The sequence below is a fragment of the Methylocaldum gracile genome, assembly GCF_053646815.1.
This window is the reverse complement of sequence record NZ_CM132196.1, coordinates 2,181,498-2,200,900: the sequence shown is the minus strand read 5'-3', so window position 1 is coordinate 2,200,900 and position 19,403 is coordinate 2,181,498. Positions and strand designations below refer to the sequence as shown.

Genomic DNA, 19,403 nt, shown 5'->3' with positions numbered 1-19,403 from the left:
TGGCGACGATTTTTCTCTAAAACGGAAACCGCGCTGCCCTCCTCTTCTTAACTCTTTAACTCTCGCCGACCACGTTGATCTTCTTCGGCTGTGTGGCGGCTTTCTTCGGTATGGAAATTTCCAGTACACCGTTTTTGCAGCGCGCCGTGATGCCTTCTGCATCGGCCGTATCCGGCAGCGAGAAGCGGCGATGAAAAGACCCATAAACCCGCTCGACGCGTTTCAGCCCTTCGCGGCGGACTGTAGCCTCGGTTTGCCGCTCGCCTTTCAGCGTCAGTATGCCGTTCTCCATCATGATATCGATGCTGTCCGAGCTTACGCCGGGAAGATCGGCCCAGAGGATATAGCGGTCCGGCTCCTCTTTGATGTCCACGGCGGGAGTCCATTCCGCGGTGGCCGCGGTGTCGGTACCGGGGCGGGCGCCTTCGAATGAACGCTCCAACTCTCTTTGGAGCTGATTCAAAAGACTCCAGGGCTCATATCGAGTCATCGTGATGATCTCCTTTGTTGGAAGAGTTTCTGCTCTAAACCCAATATGGAGGTGAGACCTGGTTTTTCAAGTACTCGCGAATCAGCCGACCCAGACCCTTGCATTTCGAAACAGACGCATCCACGGACCGTACTCGCCCCATGTCCTCGGATGCCAGGAATTCTGCACGGTACGGAAGCACCGTTCCGGATGCGGCATCATGATGGTGAAGCGACCGTCAAGGGTAGTCAAACCGGTAATCCCCAGCGGCGAGCCGTTCGGATTATGTGGAAATGCCTCGGTAATTTTTCCGTAAGTATCCGTGTAACAGAGCGAGACTACGCCGAGGCTGAGCGCCTTGCGCGCATCGTCGTGAAATTCGGCCCGCCCTTCGCCGTGCGAGACGACAACCGGGATGCGCGATCCTTCCATGCCGGCAAACAAGATGGACGGCGACCGCTGGACTTCCACCAATGCGACGCGCGCTTCGAATTGCTCCGACTCGTTGCGGACGAAGCGTGGCCAGTGCACGGCGCCGGGAATCAACCCAGCGAGATGTGACATCATCTGGCAGCCGTTGCAAACGCCCAGACCGAATGTATCCTGCCGTTCGAAGAACGCCTGGAATTCGTCGCGGCCACGGCTATTGAGCAATATCGATTTCGCCCAACCGCCCCCGGCGCCCAAGACGTCGCCATAAGAAAATCCACCGCAAGCGGCCAAACCGACGAAATCGTGAAGGCTCGCGTGTCCCGACAGGATATCGCTCATATGCACATCTACCGCCGTGAAGCCGGCGCGGTCGAACGCCGCCGCCATCTCCACATGGCCATTCACGCCCTGTTCCCGGAGTATCGCCACGCGCGGACGACCTTTAGCAATAAAAGGCGCAGCGACATCGCCGTCGGGATCGAAGCTCAGCTCGGCGCTAAGGCCGGGGTCGTTCTCGTCCACGATGGCTTCGAATTCCTGCCGTGCGCAGTCCGGATTATCGCGCAAGGCCTGCATGCGATAGCTGGTTTCCGCCCAAGTCCGCTGCAGTTCGGCGCGGGACTGCGACAGCAAGATCTCATCACCCCGCCAGAACGCGATTTGCTTGTCGGTATTGGGCATGCCGATAACATGGCTGATCCCGTGGAGCCCCGACCGATCGAGCAGCTCCGTGACCGCGCTCAAGTCTGTCTCGCGAACCTGCACCACGGCCCCCAATTCTTCGCAAAACAGCGCAGCAACCGCGTCTTCGCCAAGATCGGAAATGTCGATTTCGAGGCCGCAACGTGCCGCGAAAGCCATTTCGGAGAGCGTCGCGAACAACCCGCCGTCGGACCGGTCATGATAAGCCAGCAACCGGCCGTCCTCGTTCAAGGATTGGATTGCGGCGAAAAAGGATTTGAACAACGCCGGATCGTCGAGATCCGGGGATTCGCCCCCCATTTGTCCGTAGACTTGAGCCAGGGCGGAACCGCCCAATCGATTCCTGCCCTGGCCGAGATCGATCAGAATCAGGCGCGTCGGACCGCAGTCGAGCCGTAGCTCCGGCGTCAAGGTGCGGCGAACGTCAATGACCGGCGCGAATGCTGAAATGATCAGCGACAGCGGCGACGTCATGACGACATCGCGTTCGTTCTGCCGCCATACCGTTTTCATGGACAGCGAATCTTTCCCAACCGGAATGGCGATGCCCAAGGCGGGACACAGGTCCAGACCAACAGCTTTTACCGTATCGAACAGCTTGGCGTCTTCACCGGACGCGCCGGCTGCCGCCATCCAGTTGGCGGAAAGCTTCACCTGGCTTAAGGAGCCGATACTGGCGGCTGCGATATTGGTCAAAGCCTCTCCGACAGCCATGCGGCCGGATGCCGGGGCATCGATGACCGCCAAGGGCGTACGCTCCCCCATGGCCATCGCTTCGCCGGTATACGCCCGAAAACCCGAGACCGTCACCGCTACGTCCGCGACCGGTACCTGCCATGGTCCGACCATTTGATCGCGCGCCACCAAACCACCGACCGAACGATCCCCGATCGTGATCAAAAAACGCTTATCCGCTACGGCAGGAAAATTCAATACTCGCCGAGCCGCCTCGCGGATTGCTATGCCATCACGGCAAATGGGAGATTGCGCGCCACGATTTCTCGTGACATCGCGCCGCATCTTCGGCGGCTTGCCGAATAGCAGCGCCATGGGAATATCGATCGGGTGGGTACCGAATTGACTGTCGCTGAGGACCAGGCGCTCTTCTTCCGTCGCGTAGCCGATCACGGCATAGGGACAGCGCTCGCGCTCGCAGAAGGCCCGAAATCGGTCCACTGCCTCCGGTTTGAGCGCGAGCACGTATCGTTCCTGCGATTCGTTGCACCAAATCTGCATCGGTGACATGCCCGGCTCGTCGATGAGTATGTTCCGCAGTTCGAAACGCCCGCCCCGACCCGAGTCGTGAATGATCTCGGGCACTGCATTCGACAACCCGCCGGCGCCGACATCGTGGATGGACAAGATTGGGTTGTCCTCGCCCAACGCGGTGCAGCGGTTGATCACTTCCTGGCAGCGCCGCTGCATCTCGGGGTTTTCCCGCTGGACGGACGCGAAGTCCAAATCCTCGGCGCTCTCCCCCGATGCCACGGAAGATGCGGCGCCACCGCCAAGACCGATGAGCATGGCGGGGCCGCCGAGCACCACGATGGGCGCGCCGGGCGGGATCGTTTCCTTGGCAAGATGCTGCGGCCGGATATTTCCCATTCCGCCGGCGATCATGATCGGCTTGTGATAGCCATGCAGCCCTGAACCGTCCGGAGCCGGCTGTTCGAATGCGCGGAAATAGCCGCACAAGTTAGGGCGGCCGAATTCATTGTTGAACGCCGCCCCGCCGATCGGTCCTTGCAGCATGATTTCGAGGGCGGAGGCGATCCGGTCCGGCTTGCCGTGATCCCGTTCCCACGGCTGCTCGAATCCCGGGATGCGAAGGTGGGATACGGAAAAGCCGGTGAGTCCGGCTTTGGTTTGCGACCCCCGTCCGGTAGCCGCCTCATCGCGAATTTCACCTCCGGAACCGGTCGCGGCACCGGGATGAGGAGAAACGGCGGTCGGATGATTATGGGTCTCCACCTTCATCAGAATATGTACCGGTTCCTCTCGATAACCATATTCCAGCGTTTCCGTGTCGCGCAGAAACACGTTCGCGGTGCTGCCCCGAACGACGGCGGCATTATCCCGGTATGCGGATAGAACTCCTTCCGGAGACTGCTCGGTCGTGTTTCTGATCATGCCGAACAGGGTTTCGCTTCGAGTCTCGCCGTCGATGCGCCAGTTGGCGTTGAAAATTTTGTGCCGGCAATGTTCGGAGTTGGCCTGGGCAAACATCATCAGTTCGACGTCGGACGGATTCCGTCGAAGCGCCGTGAAGCTTTCGACCAAATAATCCAATTCATCCTCGGACAAAGCCAACCCAAGCCTGCGGTTTGCCTTGATCAGCGCCCATTTCCCCTCTTCGAGCAAAGGAATATATTCCATCGGCGCCGGAGCATGGTGTTGGAACAGCAGTTCCTCCTGTCCCCGCGTGAGCACCGTTTGGGTCATCCGGTCATGGATCAAAGCCTTTATGGCATCTCGATTGGAGAGCTTAATTTCGTTGGCGCTGCGGATGCGGTATTCGATTCCCCTTTCCACACGCAGAACGGCGGCCAGATTGCTACGCCGCACGATATCGGTCGCCTTGCTGGACCAAGGGGAGATCGTGCCGAGTCGCGGCACCACCAAAAAATAGTCGCCCGCGGCGCTGCGTGAATCGTGCGCCGGCCCGTAAGCCAATACGCTTTCCAGGGTACGTTTCTCCAACCCATTCAACGCGCGCTTGATCTCGGCAAAATGCACGTAAGCGGCCGAGACTTCGATGATGGACGGCTCGACGCTCTGAAGATCGGTCAACAGCTTTTGCAAGCGAAATGCTGAGAGGGCGGGAGGGCCGGGAAACTTGGCAAACATGGTCTGACTTTTAACTATGGTCAGCGATAACACCTATCGCTTGTTGGAAACAACGCGGAAAAGTTATTCCTTTTCCGGTTCCTGGGGTTCTCCGAGCGACTGCAGGGTTTGGTGCAACCGCTTGAGCAGCTCGAATCCCGGCCCTTCGCTCTGAGGCTTGCCTTCTTGGTCGAGAACATAGATCACGACTACGTCCCGCCTGTCCTCCAACTTGATGCGATATTCCTTCGCGGGCGTTTCGGAACCCGTGAAGAAGGAGCCGATGTCGCCCAGGAACCCGCGGTCTTCGTAAGGCTTATCGTCACCGCTGAAATAGACATAATAGACTCCGTCCGACCGGTTTTGATCGCTGACTTCCAGCCTGAGCCGGCCAAGCGCCTTGCCCACATCGTTCCAGGCCTCGGCATAGGGCGCTTCGAGCTCGATCAGCGGAATGTCTTCGGAATTTTGCGCTAACGTGGCCTGTGATCCACTCGGCTGATCGTCGGCCTTGGTTTGTGTCTCCGCGGCCGGACTGTACCGATCCGAGCGATCCCTGTTTTCACCCGCCGCGGGTCGCTCGTCGCCCCCTTCGATGGTCGATGCCTGCAAATCCGGCGGGATTTCCAAGGCGGGAATCTCTGAGCTGTACTTATATTGTTTCTGCTTATCGGGAAACAGCCCGGCAACGAAACTGCAACCGCTCAAGACGAAAACGCTTGAGGCCAAAATAACCGCTCTGGGAACGAATCGATTCATGTTGCATTAAACGTTAGATCACACCGGCTTGGCGCATCGCGCTGCGCACCGGCTCACGGCAGCTTTCCGACAGCCAAGTCAGCGGCAGGCGAATGCCTGCGTCGATAAGTCCCAGTTCGTGCACCGCCCATTTGGCCGGGATGGGATTCGATTCGATGAACAAATCGCGATGGAGAGCGGCCAGCTTGGCATCGATGGCGCGGGCGGTCTCCGCATCGCCGGCGATCGCCGCGGCGCACATCTCGTGCATCAGCTTGGGCGCCACGTTGGCCGTTACCGAAATCACCCCTTTTCCTCCGAGGAGACAGAACTCGCACGCGGTTGCATCATCGCCCGAATAAAGGAGGAAATCCGGACCGCACAAGCGCATAATCTCTCTCTCCCGATCCAAATTGCCAGTGGCCTCTTTGATGCCGACAATATTGGGAATTTGGGCAAGACGCGCGACCGTTGCAGGCAGCATGTCGCACGCGGTTCGGCCGGGAACGTTATAAAGAATCTGAGGGATGTCCACCGCCTCGGCAACGGCTTTATAGTGAAGATAAAGTCCTTCCTGCGTGGGCTTATTGTAATAAGGCGTCACCAACAGACAGGCATCCGCCCCCGCGTCCTTGGCTCGCGCCGTCAGGTTGATCGCTTCGGTGGTGGAATTGGCGCCGGTGCCGGCAATTACGGGAATCCTGCCGCCGACCCGGTCCACTACAAATTGAATAACGCGGCAGTGCTCCGCCTCATCGAGAGTCGCCGATTCTCCGGTGGTTCCCACGGCAACGATGGCATCGGTTCCCTGTTCGATATGAAATTCGATCAAACGGCTCAAACTTTCGTCGTCCAGTGTGCCGTCCCGTTTCATCGGGGTCACCAACGCGACGATGCTACCTTGAATCATGCAACTTAACTCGGTTCAATAAAAAGAACATGTTACCGTGCGCCGCCGGCATCTGACAACCGCGTAAGCCGTGTAACCGCGGGAAACCCGGCGGGAATCGAAGCTCCGCCGGCTGCGGCACCAACTGGATGAAAGTGATACACTTTTCGCATTTTTTCATGAAGAGAAACAACACGTCTATGCAGCTCGTCATCACCGTCCTTGGCGAAGATCGCCCGGATCTGATCGTGGAAATCACCCGCGCCATCAAGGACTGCAAATGCACGATTCTCGAAAGCCGCATGACCGAGCTGGGGCATGAATTCGCCGGCCATTTATTGGTCGAAGGCAATTGGAATCATATCGTGCGGCTGGAAAGCGCATTCGAAAATCTGGCCAACCGCTTTGCGATGAAGATCAACACGCTGCGCGGACGTGAGCCGGAAGATAGAGAAGACAATACCCTGCCCTATGCGATCGACATCTTCGCCACCGATCAAATCAACAGCATTCACGAGCTCAGCGTGTTTCTTGCCAGCCGCAACATCAAAATTCTGGATCTCAGCACCAGCCGCTATCCGGCTCCCTTCAGCGGTACCCCATTGTTTCTCGCGCATATGGTCGTCAAAATCCCGACCGGAATGCGCATCGTCTCGCTGCGCGACGAATTCCTGGACTTCTGCGATCAGCAGAACCTGGATGCCATACTCGAACCCGTAAAACGCTAAAATCGGAATCATCATGACCACAACCTCTCCGGGCCATGCCGCGCCGAATTTTTCGGCTCCGGGCACTTCGGGCAAGACCATCACGCTTCAGGATTATCGAGATAAGTACGTCGTCCTTTACTTCTATCCCAAAGACAACACGCCCGGCTGTACGCAGGAAGGACAAGATTTTCGCGATCTGTACGCCGAATTTCAGGATTTGAACGCCGAGATTCTGGGCATCTCGCGCGACACAGTAAAGTCCCACGAAAACTTCAAATGCAAGTTCGAATTTCCGTTCGAACTGATTTCCGACCAGGACGAAACGATCTGTAAGCTGTATGACGTCATCAAGATGAAAAACATGTACGGCAAGCAGGTCCGAGGCATCGAGCGCAGCACCTTTCTCATCGACCCGGCCGGCGCGATTGCCGCCGAATGGCGGAAAGTCAGCGTCAAAGGCCATGCAACAGAGGTTCTGGGAAAAATCCGGGAATTGATCGGCCGCTAACGCGCCCTTTCAGTCCGCGATCCCCGTATTCCAACCGCAATACAATATGACCCAAGATCAAACCCCAGAGCGCAAGCTTTTCATACTCGATACCAACGTGCTGATGCACGATCCGGCCTCGCTGTTCCGCTTTCAGGAGCACGACATATACATCCCCATGATCGTGCTGGAAGAATTGGACCATTCGAAAAAGGGCCTGTCGGACGTCGCCCGCAATGCCCGTCAGGCCAGCCGCTTTCTGGACGAATTGATCCAACACGCCGATATCCATGCGATCAGCAACGGTATTCCTCTAAATCAACTGCAATACGCGTCCCGAATCGACGAAAAATGCAGCGGACGCTTGTTTTTTCAGGTTCGGCGCATGGACTCGGTGCTTCCGGAAAGCCTGCCCGGCGATTTGCCGGACAATTCCATACTCGCCACCATGCTGGCCTTGTCGGAAGAACAACCGGAAACCCAGGTGGTGCTGGTGTCGAAAGACATCAATATGCGGATCAAGGCCTCGGTGCTCGGAATACGGGCCGAGGACTACCACAGCGATCAGGTACTGGACGACATCAATCTGCTATACAGCGGAGCGTTCGAGCTCCCGCTCGATTTCTGGGAAACCCACGGCAGCAAGATGGACTCCTGGCAGGACCAACAGGGCCGTACCTTTTACCGCGTCTCCGGTCCATCGTTGAAAGACTGGTATCCCAATCAGTTTCTTTACCTTCCCGACGAATCGAATTTCGAAGCCATCGTCCGCAGCAAGGAGAGCGGCAGTGCCATCATCGAACTGGCCCGCGACTACCGAACCCCGCAGCACGCGGTGTGGGGCATTCAGGCGCGCAACCGGGAGCAGAATTTTGCCTTCAATGTGCTGCTTGATCCGGAGATCGACTTCGTCACCCTGCTGGGCACCGCCGGAACCGGCAAGACATTGCTGACTCTGGCGGCTGGTCTTGCCATGACGCTCGAGCAGAAAATCTACCGAGAAATCGTGATGACACGGGAAACGATCCCTTTGGGCGAAGACATCGGATTTCTGCCCGGCACCGAGGAGGAAAAGATGACGCCCTGGATGGGTGCGCTGCTCGATAATCTGGAGTTGTTGAGCAGCCATGAAAACGGCTCCACTTGGGAGCGGCAGGCCACCAACACCTTGCTGTTGAACCGCGTCAAGATGCGTTCTCTCAACTTCATGCGCGGACGCACTTTCCTGAATCGCTTCATCATTCTCGACGAGGCGCAAAACCTGACGTCGAAGCAGATGAAGACGCTGATTACCCGGGCCGGTCCCGGCAGCAAGATCGTCTGTCTCGGCAACATCGCCCAGATCGATACCCCTTACCTGACCGGCACGACGTCGGGGCTTACCTACGTGGTCGATCGGTTCAAGGACTGGCCCCATGCGGCCCACATCACCTTGAAGCGGGGCGAGCGCTCCCGCCTGGCGGATTTTGCCGCGGATACTCTATAAGAGATAGATAGGGCCGGCGACAACTCGCTACGACGCATGAGAATCCGGCGGACCAGGCAAGGTCTAATAAAAGGACATTACGGATAGAGTAAAGATCCTTGGACGAAAAAACCCCAGCCGGGCGGGAATCTGAAACCTGGTATCGCATCCGGCTGACACGCGACGAATACGAAGGCGGAGAAGTAGCCGTCATCCGGGGCACGTTCCGGCGCATCTACATTGCCCGGAACGGGCCAAAGGGAATGGCCATGTATGGAACCGAGTCCGATGATGAAACGGCTTACTTCGTCTATTTCACGCCCGAGTCTCTGCCCCATGTTCGCGTCTTGATAAAAGCCTATTCTGCGGAACCCCACGCACCGCCGCCCCTCCGCCGACTTTCCCTGATCTTTGGCGAAGAACCGAATCGAACCTGACGCGCCGATGCGCGTTGTTGCCGATAAGTCTATGTTTTAGTGTTGGAATCGCCGACCCGCGATGGGGCCGGTTTGAGCACCGGCGCTTCAGACACTGCTCAAACACCGCTGACTCGACTTGACGGTCAGCCCTCGAATGCGGTCTATTTCCCAGGCTAAATCCATCAAACCGCCTTCTGCTTGAAGGCTCGCCCGGACTTCTTGGCATTTAGCGGAGCCGTCCGAGCGAAGCATCACGCTCATCGACTCGAAGCGAAACATGAATGCGTTTCTGCCTCGGCTGCAGGGCGGGTAGCGTTGACATCTGAGATAACGAGAATGACGACACAATATGACGAAAAAGAGATGAGCTCCGTCGTGCGAGCTCTGATTTGGGATGGGATTTGTTTACTCGGGGACACGGCCACCCCGGATTCAATCGCGGACTATGTGATAAAGCGGTTCGATCCGGACGGCAAGCTGTCTCCGCTCATGGCGCATGCGGCTTGGAGCGGGGCACGACAACTGGCGGTCGAAGAAATGGCCTGGCATGAATCGGGGCTTGAAACCGCCGGAACTCGAAATGGTTTGAGCGCGGCGACTGCCCGACTGCTGATCGAAAATGCGGTACTGCAAGCAAAAACCGAAGCGCAAACGGCCGTAGGCCGTTTGTCAAAAGACGCCAGCTCCGGAATGTGAATATTTCACAGACACGCGAGTTGTTTGCGCCTCTAATCTCACTAGGATATCGAGGGTCAGGGATGGCCCACGGATGCGAGCATCGGCACCGGGAAGCTTCTGCGAGGAAAGCACCGTAAGCATAGGCCGATCCACTAATCAGGCGGAGTAGGCTGTGCCTCATTGCGATATCTTTATCTGCTACGACCACGTCTCCGCAGCCACTCCGGCATTGGCCCTTTATCGGTACCTGCGCCGCTATTTTCATCCGGAACGAATCGTCGTCGAACACTGGGACGCTCGCCCGGAAAGCTCTCGTATCGAGCAGCTAAAGGATTATATCCGTCAATCCCGGGTGATTCTGTTCTTGATCACTGGTGACGGGAGCAACAAAGCCAAAGCCGCCTCTTCCTCAGACACCGACATTCCCTATTCCGACCTCCTTCTGCACGAGCTATCGCTGAACAGCGGCAAAACGCTTATTCCCATCCTGTATGGCGGCACACCTACATCACGTGAACCTGATATTGGTTATGCCGCCAGCGGCCGCCGCCGCTTGAACACTGCAATCCCCCCAACCCGCGATGAACAGCACCGCCTTACAGCTCGCCGTGCCCTGCTTCAGACCCGGTCCCCTAGCGCCTTCCGAGCCGGCGGCGACTTGAACGGGGAGAATCATATCGGTGGAGATGGCGCCTGCCGGCAACCAGGTCATGTTGGGGCCGGATACGCATCCGGCCAAAAAAAGCATGGCGATAGACGAGAACCCGATTCTTACAACATTCCGTGTTGACTTCATAATTCCCTCCGTCATTAGAGTTTGAGGCGTCCCAGGAAGCTTACCTTATCAATCGAGGCAACAACTCCCAATGCCGTGAGGCCTCAATCACTGCCGAAGCCTTGGCAGCTTCAACGTCGATTACTCCAGGGCCTGCGCACCGGAGTGATCGGATTGAGGTCTCAATGCAATTTTCGATCTTGCGCAAGGGAGAATGTTCCGCGCTTAGGCTTGGTTCATGGGAAACCGGTGCCTTCGAGCCCATGCTCCCGCCCTGCGGCATACGAAGATTTACCAATTTCCGGTCTCTTCGGCGTTGCGTTGGATGACCGACTTTGCAGCACGACCCGACGCTCTCCGGCTTCGTCGCGGATCCGCGAGATCGAGACAATCCGCGGTTTCCGCGGCAGAACTCCATGGTCGGACGTTTTCAGATGTTTAAGAAACGATCCAGCGGCAAAGCCGGTGGCTTTCGACGGCTGGCCCCTCAAAGGGGCCTGACCGCCATCGGGCAAAAGCCATGTCGTCACCCCGGCAGGGAAGGGGCCGACTAAAGGCCCGTTTGCGATTGGAGTGCCGGGGTCCAGTGACCACGGATGGTTTCGACCGTTCACAATCCCTGTGAACTGGATTCATGCCGGGCGATCCTGCCCGGCACCCTTCGGGCGCGATGCGTGCAAACCGGCCTCGCCACGCTACGCCGTCCCGCTTCGCTCGCGAGTCCTGGGCAGTCCTTCCCTGGCCTGCCCGCTCGCCGCATTGCGCCTCGCCCTGCCGGTTTGTCCGGCACAAATTTGCCCGGAGCAAATTTGGACGTGCGGAGCACGGTCCGAAGGACGAACCCCAGGGATGGGGTGAGCAATCCCTGCCGGAATGACGGCTTAACTTAATGGCATTGCGGCAGAGCCGGGGGTTTTCCCGTGATAAATAACGATGCGGCTGGTCATCGCTGCTCTCCCGGAGTGGGCCCATGAATGGAATAATTTCGCACGACCACTCGTTCGGCTTGCTCCTGCTCGCCGCCATTGTCTGCCTTTCCGCCTGTTCGCTGCCCACGCGGCGACCCGCAGTCCCGCAAGCCTGGTCAGAAAAAGCCCAAGTCGTCGGTTTGCCCGGAATCCGTTACGTGGTTCGCACCGAGATGCCGGAATTTGTCCAAGATGCGATGGAAACCTTCTACCGGGAGCGCGCCTACCTTACCCGACAGAACCAGGCGGACACGCTTCCCCCGGCCAACTTCCTGGCCCTTTCGGGAGGGGGCGATAATGGGGCCTTCGGCGCCGGGCTCTTGTGCGGCTGGACCGCGGGGGGTACCCGGCCCGTATTCAAAGGCGTCACCGGCATCAGCACCGGCGCCTTGATCGCGCCGTTCGCATTTCTGGGACCGAAGTACGATTCGGCCCTAAGGGAGGTCTACGCCCAGTCCGCGCCCAAGGGTATTCTGGAGGCACGCTATTTTCTGGCGGCGATCTTCGAAGATGCCCTGGCCATTTTGTCCGGATGCGCGTCCAGCGACGTCACCACGCGCCAGCCGTACACGGGCGAAAGGGTCGCGCGCCCCGACCGCATCATCGTCCATGACTTTGCCGCGACCTCCGCCGATGTTCCGGCCGGGTCCGCTCTCGCGGGCCGATCTGCCGAACACCCGACGCCGCAAACGGCGGAGCAGATCGAGACCGGTCGCCAGCTGGGTGCTCATGTCGCGAAGGAGTTGGTCGCGGAGATCCGGGACATGGGGCTTCCGGCAGTGCGGGCCGCGGGCCAGCCGCCGCCGCGGGTCGGCGACCTGGTAATCAGGGCCTATTCCGTCTCCATCGACCCGGGCAGCGCCGGTGAGCGTGTGCTGGTCGGTTTCGGCTCCGGGGCCGCCGAGCTGAGGACGGTGGTAGAAGGCTATCTGATGACCAGGCAGGGTCTGCGCCGACTTGGATCGGGCCAACTCGAATCCGGGGGTAGCAAAACGCCAGGCATGCTGGTGGGCGTCGCAACCCTCGCCGCGACCGGAAACCCCATCAGCCTTATCGTCGGCGGCGCGTCGAAACTCAGGGGAGAGGAGAAAGGCTTGGAGACGATCGAAGGCGCCGCCCAGCGGACTGCCCAGGAAATCGCCGAGAAACTGCGGGTGAAATTCCAGGAACAGGGCTGGATCTGATCGGGTGAAACGACAAGGGGGTCGTATGAAGGCTTCGAAGCATTCAGCAAAGCAGCGATGGCTCGTACCGACCGTGCCATGGATTTTGAGGCTCGCCGGCCTCGCATTGGTCCTTTCCGGATGCGCGACGCCGGTCGGCGTGAGGCACGTGGACATCCAGACCGCCTATCGCATTCATACCGAGAGCGCGCTCTCGGCGGAGCAGCCGTCGGAGCCCTCGAAAATGGTGCTCAGGCGCTTAGGGCTCCTGGATCGGTTCGGCGCGGAACCGGCGGCGGTGCTCGCCGAACTCCATCGCGGGCTAAACCCGTCGGGGGACGACGACCGCCTGTTCGCGCTGGCGGAGCTGTCCTTTCTCCATGGCGACCGCACGGGCGACCGTGCGTATTTCCTCGCGTCGTCCGTGTATGCCTGGGCGCTCCTGTTCCCGGACGACGCCGCCGGCACGCCTCTCCAACCATCGGACCCCCGCTTCCGGCTAGCCTACGATCTTTACAACCAGGCTGTCGCCAAAGGCTTGGCCGCCCACGGCAAGGGCGTGGACAAGAACGAGGTGCGGCTGACGCCCGGTGTGTACAAGCTTCCCTTCGGAACCTTGGGGGTAAGCCTGGACGACACCGGGCTGACGTGGGGAGGCTACCGGCTTGACCGATTCATCCCGACGACCACCCTGGAAGTTCGGGGCCTCCGGAACCGCTACCGCACCCCCGGCCTCGGCGCGCCCCTGGCAGCGAGCCTTGCGGAGAGACAGGCATCGGCGAAGGTGGTCGGCTCGGAACGCCTTGGCCCCCGTACCAAGGTCCCGGTCACCGCGCTGCTGCGTTTCGAGCACGCCCGTGCCAGCCTGGGCGAGGGGCGGATCCGGGGGCGGATCGAGGTGTACGCCGCCGATCAGACTTCGACGGTGCAGGTCGACGGGCGGGACCAGCCCCTCGAATCCGACCCGACGGCGGCACTTGCCTACCAGCTCGAAGGCAGCCCGATCTACGCCGCGGAGATCCAGGGATTTCTCCGGGGCGGTGCCTTCCGGGGCCTGATGCCGCGCGACCGCGCCCAGGATGGCCTGGCCATGATGCAACCTTACCGGTCCGGGAAGATTCCGGTGGTGCTAGTGCACGGGACGGCCTCCAGCCCCGCGCGCTGGGCCGAACTGTTCAACGAACTCCAGGGCGATCCGCGCATCCGCGAGCGGTTCCATATCTGGCTGTTTCTCTACGATACCGGCAACCCCATCGCCTACTCGGCGGGTCAACTGCGGGCGGCACTGACGGCCGCGGTGAAGGAATTCGATCCCGAGGGCAAGGACCCGGCCCTGCGCGACATGGTGGTGATCGGGCACAGCCAGGGGGGGCTTCTGACCAAGCTCACCGCGATCGACAGCGGCAGCCGATTCTGGGATCGCGTCAGCAGCAAGCCTTTCGATTCCATCCAGGTCGACCCCAAGACCCGCGAACTCCTCCGGCAGACGGCGTTCTACACGCCCCTGCCCTTCGTCGGGCGGGTGGTATTCGTAGCGACCCCCCACCACGGCGCGCTGCTGGCCTCCGGCCGGATCGGCGCCATCGCGGCCTGGCTCGTGACCTTGCCGGTGGGCGTATTCAGCCAGGTCGCGCAAGCCGCCACTTTGACCGGGGATGAAAAGCTGATCGCGCTGCTTCGCCGGCCCCCGACGGCCGTCGACAACATGAATCCGGAGAACCCCGGCCTCCAAGTCCTGCAAACCATCCGGGTCGACCCCCGGATTCCCGCCCATTCCATCATCTGCGTCAAGGGCGACGGCCCCAAGGAGGCGGGAGACGATGGCGTGGTGGCCTACCGGAGCGCCCACATCGACGAGGCGGTTACGGAAAAGGTGGTCCGATCGGACCACTCCTGCCAGGGAAAGCCCGAGGTCATCGAGGACATCCGGCGCATCCTGCTCGAGCACGCGGCGGCATTCGAGGGGCGCCGCCCATGAGGCGCCGGATCGGCGCGATCGTTGGCCTGGTCCTGGCCGGCCTCGTGATGGCCGGCGCTACCGCCTGGGGAGCGCTGGTCCTTTATTACCTGGGGGCGGGATCGGCCGGGGTCCGCACGGCGGCGGCCTGGAGCTTTGCCGCCGTCGGGCTGGCGGCCTTGATCGCCCTGTTCGTCCGGCGGACTCGCCGGCTCGCGGGAGTAGGTTTCGCCATGGCCCTCGTGCCGGTCCTGGTCGTCTGGGGCGGCGCGACGCCCTCGAATGACCGCGACTGGCAGCCGGAGGTGGCCGTGCTTCCCTATGCCACCCTCGACGGCGACCGTGTGACCGTCCATAACATCCGCAATTTCGACTACCGCACGGAGACCGATTTCACGCCCGCCTACTACGACCGCAGCTTCGACCTTCGGCGCCTGGACCGGGTCGATCTCGTCGCCTCCTACTGGATGGGGCCGGCCATCGCCCATTTGTTCGTCACCTTCGGCTTCGGGGACGATCACCTGGCCATCTCCATCGAGGTACGGAAGGATCGCACCAGGCCCTATGCGACGCTCCCCGGCCTCTTCCGGCAGTACGAACTGGTGTACGTCGTCGCCGACGAGCGCGACGCCATCCGGGTGCGGACGAACTACCGGAAGGATCCGCCGGAAGACGTTTATCTGTTCCGGGTGATCGCGCCGATCGAGAACGGCCGCCGCGTTTTCCTCGACTACATGCGCGAGATTAATGAACTGCGGGAGCACCCGCGGTTCTACAACACGCTCACGACCAACTGTACTACCCTGATTCTCACCCATGCGGCCGTGAATCCCGGCCACCTCCCGTATTCATGGAAGGTGCTGCTGAGCGGGTATGCCCCGGAGTACGCCTACGAGAGGGGACGCCTCGACCGGAGCCTGCCCTTCGAGGAACTCAAGCGGCGCTCGCATATCAATGCAGCGGCGCGGGCGGCGGACCAGGCGCCGGACTTTTCCCGGCGGATCAGGGCGGGCTTTCCGTAACAAGGAAACTTGCTTCAGAATGCGGGAGTGAGGATGAACGCAGCGGCGAAGGCGCCGGGATCTATCGTCGCGATGAACCGATACGCTTCCGCTTCTCTATGCAATGAAAATTTCACAACCACCCAAGGATAGGAGTAACGCATGAAAACCAAACTGTTGTCCCTCGCATTCGCGGTCGCAGCGGTCAGCTTGCTGATCAGTCACGGGGCACAAGCCGAAACAGCCCCCGCCGAAGCTACCGGGCAAGACGCACTCGCCCTGTTTCGCGCCAGTACCCGCATAGACAGGCGGGATTTCGTCAAGCAGTCGATGAATCTGAGCGAAGAACAAGGCAAGAAGTTTTGGAGCCTGTACCACCAATACGAAGCCGACTTGATGAAGCTGAACGACAAACGCTTAGCCGTGATCAAGGATTATGCGGATACCTTTGAAAACATGAGCGAGTCAAAGGCCGACGAACTCGTCAAGCGTTCCCTCGATTTTCGCAAAGCGCGGATTGCGCTGCTCGATAAGTACTACGGCAAAATCGCAAAAGCGACATCGAAGGCTGTCGGAGCACGGTTTCTACAAGTGGAAAGCGTCTTGCAGGGAGCCGGGGACGTGGTTGTCGGTTCCTCAATCCCCTTGATGCCGAAAGAGCGCTAGCGCATTTTCCGCCGCGGCGTAGCGCCCGGTAGGTCGGCAAAGGTTTGCCGCACTACAACCCTTGGAAGCGCCACGCCGAACCGGAAAATGCTCAAGAGGCTTAGGACAGGTTGGATGCGCTCCATGAAAGGTATGAGCGAAGACGAATTTCGTATGGACTACACTGCCGCCCAGCCGTTTTCCGAGGCGTTCGGCATCGGCTTGACCGGTTTCGATTGCGATCAGCTACGCTCGATCAGTGATTCGACGCACGGTTCGGCGTCAAAAGCAGTTCAGAAGGAGCCGGCCTCTCCGTCTAAGTACATTCCGCAAATATTTGCGGAATCTCGACAGATTGGCTTGATTGGCGGGGTTGTCCTGCAGGTTGCCTATGCCGCAAGACTTCCCTGAATGTACTTAGAAGCCGTAATGGGAACGCGGCTACCTCGAGCTCCGGAGGTGGAAGGGTGTGAAGGGCTGCCGCAGGAGGCGGTGTAGGTGTTCAACCAGCAGGTGAAGGATCTCAAGGACGAGAAGATCGCAGGGAGGAGCGATGATGGACCGAGTTTCGTCTTGGCATGGGGCCAGGTGCGCCCTGTTTGTTGTAGTTACGGTCGCGCTGGCAGGCTGTGCTGGCGACCGGCTGAACGCGGAGTTGGGCCGCGCCATTACGTTTGGGCAGGTAACCAGCCTCGGTGACCCCAGATTCTCACGGGGGAACGCCAAAAAAGGCCTGTGGCACCCGCTCGATTTCCTGTGGGAAGCGAAACCGGGTCTCTATTTTCTGGGAGCCTACCGCCCCGAAAAGACACCGGTTCTGTTCGTGCACGGCATCAACGGCACGCCCGTGGACTTTGCTTATCTGATCGAGCACATGGATCACAATCGGTACCAACCCTGGGTTTTTTACTACCCGTCCGGCGCTCGCCTCGACACAGTCGGCTTCTATCTCGACCAGATGGTGCGACGGCTGAAGGCCCGGCATCCCGTTCGCAAGCTGTTCGTCGTGGCACACAGCATGGGAGGACTGGTGGCAAGGAGTTTCATCCTGCAGCATGCCGAGACCCGATGGGATCATCTCGTTTCGGTATTTGTTTCCATCGCTTCCCCGTGGGACGGCCACCCTGCCGCCTGGTGGGGAGTGGATTATGCACCTAGGCCCATTAGTGTTTGGTACGACATGGCACCGGGGAGTGAATTCTTGACCCGGCTTTTCTATCGGAACGTGAATGAGAAATCCGAACGCCGTATGCTTCCCGTCGACTCGGCTTACCACCTTATTTTCGGATTTCTGCCTACGGAATCCGACGATGGTGCGATCAGCCTGAGCAGCCAGTTGCGCTGGGAAGCTCAAGAGGAAGCAGTGCATTGCTACGGAGTTTCGGAATCACATGTGAACATCCTCAAAAGCCCCCGAACATCGAAACTGCTCAATCGAATTTTGGCGAACTCGGAATTCAATTCGCCTTAAGGAAGTTCTGAACAAGCGGACTCCGTTCATGCCCCTTCGACAGGCTCAGGAGAGCGTTCGACAAGCCGGTCCTGAGCCGAGCCGAAGGGCTCACCACGAACGGAATCAATACGTTACCGTTCGTCCTGAGCCTGTCGAAGGACTTAATCAGAGCTTCCTTAAGTCGTAGCCAGGCGTGATGCGGAAGGCTATTTGATTGGCATGGCGTTATCGGAAAATACATTGTTTGCGGCTCCCATAAGTGGATGCGGCATGAGAATTATCCTGTGTTGGATGACGGCAGCCCTGCTCCTGCGTTCGGCCACCGCCATGGCCGACGGGGACCTAGGCCATAAGATCCTCGGGGCAGTGGGGCTTGACGCCGGTACTCAGCCCGATGAAGGCGTGTACGTGGGGGACCGGTTCATTTATTTCTCCGCCGATCAGCTGAGAAATCGACGAGGTGGTCTGGTTCCGGTGAAAGGCCTCGATATAGATGCTCACGCGAATGTGTTGGGCGTCTCCGCGACACTCAAGCCCGAAGGAGCACCATACCTGAGCGCAGCGCTCGCGGTTCCGGTCGCATGGGTATCGACGAAAGCCGATGTACCATCCGCCGACATTGATCGGTTTGGTCTCGGGGACATTTTCGTCGAGCCGCTGAAGCTCGGATGGCGTCTGCCACACCTGGACACCGTGGCGTCCTACAGTTTCTATGCGCCAACCGGTCAGGCCGACCGCAAAGGGCTCGGACGGTCACAATGGTCACAGCAATTCTCGTTGGGCGGAACGCTTTTTTTCGATGACGAGCGAGCTTTTAGACTGTCCGTCCTCGCGAGTTACAACCTCTATCACCAGAAGATCGGAATCGACGTCACCCGAGGCGATACCGTGCAAATACAGGGGGGACTTGGAGGGAGATGGTTTCAAGTTTTGGATGCCGGCATCGTGGGCTATGGTCTCTGGCAGGTCGCCGATGATCGCGGGTCTGATCTTCCGCTGGCACTCCGCGGTGCACGCGAGCGCGTTTTTGGCCTCGGCCCCGAAATCGGTATCACGATACCGGCGCTTCGGGCGCGGCTTACAGCACGGTATGAATGGGATTTCGGTGCCAAGTCGCGACCCGAGGGACAGGTTCTGGTGGTGGGTCTATCGTTCCTCGCCTGGCGTCCGCCGTGACACGATCAGCGCAGCATGGGAACAAGTACCCGAAACCGATCCGGACCGGCACGTTGGATGCCAAGAGCGATTTCGATTCGGATGTAAGGACCAGCTTCAAACGATGGATGTGCGAGTGGGCATTAGAGCGTTTTCATCTCGCTCGTACCGCAAAACGGGCTTGGCGGAAGTCGTTGCCGCCTTCGGCTCGGGTGCATTGATTCAAGCATTTGTAGGTCGGCAATCCTTTGCCGACGAACCCATTGGCCCAACTGCACCGTCGGGAAGGGCGGCTTCGGCGCTCCCGGCCAGGCCCTTCCCCGGATGACCGTTTGCGATTGGAAGGTCGCGACTAAAGCGACGTTTGCGATTGGAAGGGACCGACTAAAGGTCCGTTTGCGATTGGGAAGGGATTCCCGACCTACTCGCGAGTGCCCGTACAGCAGGTATGAAATGGTCTAACCCGCGACT

At 59.5% G+C, this 19,403-nt stretch carries 17 protein-coding genes; 12 read left to right on the top strand and 5 right to left on the bottom strand.

Annotated features, from left to right (window positions below):
* Positions 1-55: 55 nt before the first annotated feature.
* The 4 genes from ACWJJK_RS09710 to dapA form a co-directional block, all read right to left on the bottom strand.
* On the bottom strand, positions 56-496 hold the full coding sequence (locus tag ACWJJK_RS09710; protein WP_077731346.1) for an Hsp20/alpha crystallin family protein: 441 nt from the start codon (positions 494-496) through the stop codon (positions 56-58).
* A 75-nt stretch (positions 497-571) separates the two neighbouring features.
* Positions 572-4,450 carry a phosphoribosylformylglycinamidine synthase gene (gene purL, locus ACWJJK_RS09705; protein ID WP_454128931.1) on the bottom strand — a complete coding sequence of 1,293 codons (3,879 nt, stop codon included), beginning with the start codon at positions 4,448-4,450 and terminating at the stop codon, positions 572-574.
* Between the two features lie 63 nt (positions 4,451-4,513).
* The gene (gene bamC / locus ACWJJK_RS09700) at positions 4,514-5,188 is read right to left on the bottom strand and encodes an outer membrane protein assembly factor BamC (protein WP_077731348.1); all 675 of its coding nucleotides are present in this window, start codon (positions 5,186-5,188) and stop codon (positions 4,514-4,516) included.
* A 13-nt stretch (positions 5,189-5,201) separates the two neighbouring features.
* Entirely contained in the window at positions 5,202-6,077 is an 876-nt protein-coding gene (gene dapA, locus ACWJJK_RS09695; protein ID WP_077731349.1) for a 4-hydroxy-tetrahydrodipicolinate synthase, read from the bottom strand.
* Positions 6,078-6,235: 158 nt separating this feature from the next.
* Between dapA and ACWJJK_RS09690 the strand changes: the two genes are divergently transcribed.
* From ACWJJK_RS09690 to ACWJJK_RS09670, 5 genes are all read left to right on the top strand, one after another.
* Positions 6,236-6,784, top strand: coding sequence for a glycine cleavage system protein R (locus tag ACWJJK_RS09690; protein ID WP_240502577.1), 549 nt, complete (start codon positions 6,236-6,238; stop codon positions 6,782-6,784).
* Positions 6,785-6,797: 13 nt separating this feature from the next.
* Positions 6,798-7,274, top strand: a complete 477-nt coding sequence (locus ACWJJK_RS09685; RefSeq protein WP_077731350.1) for a peroxiredoxin — start codon at positions 6,798-6,800, stop codon at positions 7,272-7,274.
* Positions 7,275-7,320: 46 nt separating this feature from the next.
* Positions 7,321-8,739 carry a PhoH family protein gene (locus ACWJJK_RS09680; protein WP_077731351.1) on the top strand — a complete coding sequence of 473 codons (1,419 nt, stop codon included), beginning with the start codon at positions 7,321-7,323 and terminating at the stop codon, positions 8,737-8,739.
* A gap of 98 nt (positions 8,740-8,837) precedes the next feature.
* The gene (locus ACWJJK_RS09675; RefSeq protein WP_133718977.1) at positions 8,838-9,155 is read left to right on the top strand and encodes a hypothetical protein; all 318 of its coding nucleotides are present in this window, start codon (positions 8,838-8,840) and stop codon (positions 9,153-9,155) included.
* 318 nt (positions 9,156-9,473) lie between these two features.
* The gene (locus tag ACWJJK_RS09670) at positions 9,474-9,833 is read left to right on the top strand and encodes a hypothetical protein (RefSeq protein WP_133718976.1); all 360 of its coding nucleotides are present in this window, start codon (positions 9,474-9,476) and stop codon (positions 9,831-9,833) included.
* Positions 9,834-10,323: 490 nt separating this feature from the next.
* Here the strand turns inward: ACWJJK_RS09670 and ACWJJK_RS09665 are convergent, their stop codons facing one another.
* Positions 10,324-10,491: a TRL domain-containing protein gene (locus ACWJJK_RS09665; RefSeq protein ID WP_454129040.1), complete on the bottom strand. Its 168-nt coding sequence runs from the start codon at positions 10,489-10,491 to the stop codon at positions 10,324-10,326.
* Positions 10,492-11,560: 1,069 nt separating this feature from the next.
* Here ACWJJK_RS09665 and ACWJJK_RS09660 point away from each other — a divergent pair.
* From ACWJJK_RS09660 to ACWJJK_RS09630, 7 genes are all read left to right on the top strand, one after another.
* Complete coding sequence (locus ACWJJK_RS09660; protein ID WP_156881770.1) at positions 11,561-12,742, top strand: DUF4410 domain-containing protein; 1,182 nt, start codon at positions 11,561-11,563, stop codon at positions 12,740-12,742.
* Positions 12,743-12,746: 4 nt separating this feature from the next.
* Positions 12,747-14,699, top strand: a complete 1,953-nt coding sequence (locus tag ACWJJK_RS09655; RefSeq protein WP_454128930.1) for an esterase/lipase family protein — start codon at positions 12,747-12,749, stop codon at positions 14,697-14,699.
* The gene (locus ACWJJK_RS09650) at positions 14,696-15,700 is read left to right on the top strand and encodes a lipoprotein N-acyltransferase Lnb domain-containing protein (protein WP_156881772.1); all 1,005 of its coding nucleotides are present in this window, start codon (positions 14,696-14,698) and stop codon (positions 15,698-15,700) included. The genes ACWJJK_RS09655 and ACWJJK_RS09650 overlap by 4 nt, the downstream gene beginning before the upstream one ends.
* 141 nt (positions 15,701-15,841) lie before the next feature.
* Entirely contained in the window at positions 15,842-16,345 is a 504-nt protein-coding gene (locus ACWJJK_RS09645; protein WP_086132985.1) for a hypothetical protein, read from the top strand.
* A gap of 123 nt (positions 16,346-16,468) precedes the next feature.
* Positions 16,469-16,735 (top strand): hypothetical protein, encoded by a 267-nt coding sequence (locus ACWJJK_RS09640; RefSeq protein ID WP_156881773.1) that lies wholly within the window; start codon positions 16,469-16,471, stop codon positions 16,733-16,735.
* A 142-nt stretch (positions 16,736-16,877) separates the two neighbouring features.
* Positions 16,878-17,795, top strand: coding sequence for an alpha/beta fold hydrolase (locus ACWJJK_RS09635; protein WP_086132987.1), 918 nt, complete (start codon positions 16,878-16,880; stop codon positions 17,793-17,795).
* Between the two features lie 252 nt (positions 17,796-18,047).
* Positions 18,048-18,953 carry a SphA family protein gene (locus ACWJJK_RS09630; RefSeq protein ID WP_168183701.1) on the top strand — a complete coding sequence of 302 codons (906 nt, stop codon included), beginning with the start codon at positions 18,048-18,050 and terminating at the stop codon, positions 18,951-18,953.
* Positions 18,954-19,403 lie beyond the last annotated feature (450 nt).

Coding starts and splice junctions, on each gene's coding strand:
- purL (WP_454128931.1), bottom strand. CDS start 4,450: ATGTTTGCCAAGTTTCCCGGCCCTCCCGCCCTCTCAGCATTTCGCTTG.
- bamC (WP_077731348.1), bottom strand. CDS start 5,188: ATGAATCGATTCGTTCCCAGAGCGGTTATTTTGGCCTCAAGCGTTTTC.
- dapA (WP_077731349.1), bottom strand. CDS start 6,077: ATGATTCAAGGTAGCATCGTCGCGTTGGTGACCCCGATGAAACGGGAC.
- ACWJJK_RS09690 (WP_240502577.1), top strand. CDS start 6,236: ATGAAGAGAAACAACACGTCTATGCAGCTCGTCATCACCGTCCTTGGC.
- ACWJJK_RS09685 (WP_077731350.1), top strand. CDS start 6,798: ATGACCACAACCTCTCCGGGCCATGCCGCGCCGAATTTTTCGGCTCCG.
- ACWJJK_RS09680 (WP_077731351.1), top strand. CDS start 7,321: ATGACCCAAGATCAAACCCCAGAGCGCAAGCTTTTCATACTCGATACC.
- ACWJJK_RS09670 (WP_133718976.1), top strand. CDS start 9,474: ATGACGACACAATATGACGAAAAAGAGATGAGCTCCGTCGTGCGAGCT.
- ACWJJK_RS09665 (WP_454129040.1), bottom strand. CDS start 10,491: ATGATTCTCCCCGTTCAAGTCGCCGCCGGCTCGGAAGGCGCTAGGGGA.
- ACWJJK_RS09660 (WP_156881770.1), top strand. CDS start 11,561: ATGAATGGAATAATTTCGCACGACCACTCGTTCGGCTTGCTCCTGCTC.
- ACWJJK_RS09650 (WP_156881772.1), top strand. CDS start 14,696: ATGAGGCGCCGGATCGGCGCGATCGTTGGCCTGGTCCTGGCCGGCCTC.
- ACWJJK_RS09645 (WP_086132985.1), top strand. CDS start 15,842: ATGAAAACCAAACTGTTGTCCCTCGCATTCGCGGTCGCAGCGGTCAGC.
- ACWJJK_RS09640 (WP_156881773.1), top strand. CDS start 16,469: ATGAAAGGTATGAGCGAAGACGAATTTCGTATGGACTACACTGCCGCC.
- ACWJJK_RS09635 (WP_086132987.1), top strand. CDS start 16,878: ATGATGGACCGAGTTTCGTCTTGGCATGGGGCCAGGTGCGCCCTGTTT.
- ACWJJK_RS09630 (WP_168183701.1), top strand. CDS start 18,048: ATGAGAATTATCCTGTGTTGGATGACGGCAGCCCTGCTCCTGCGTTCG.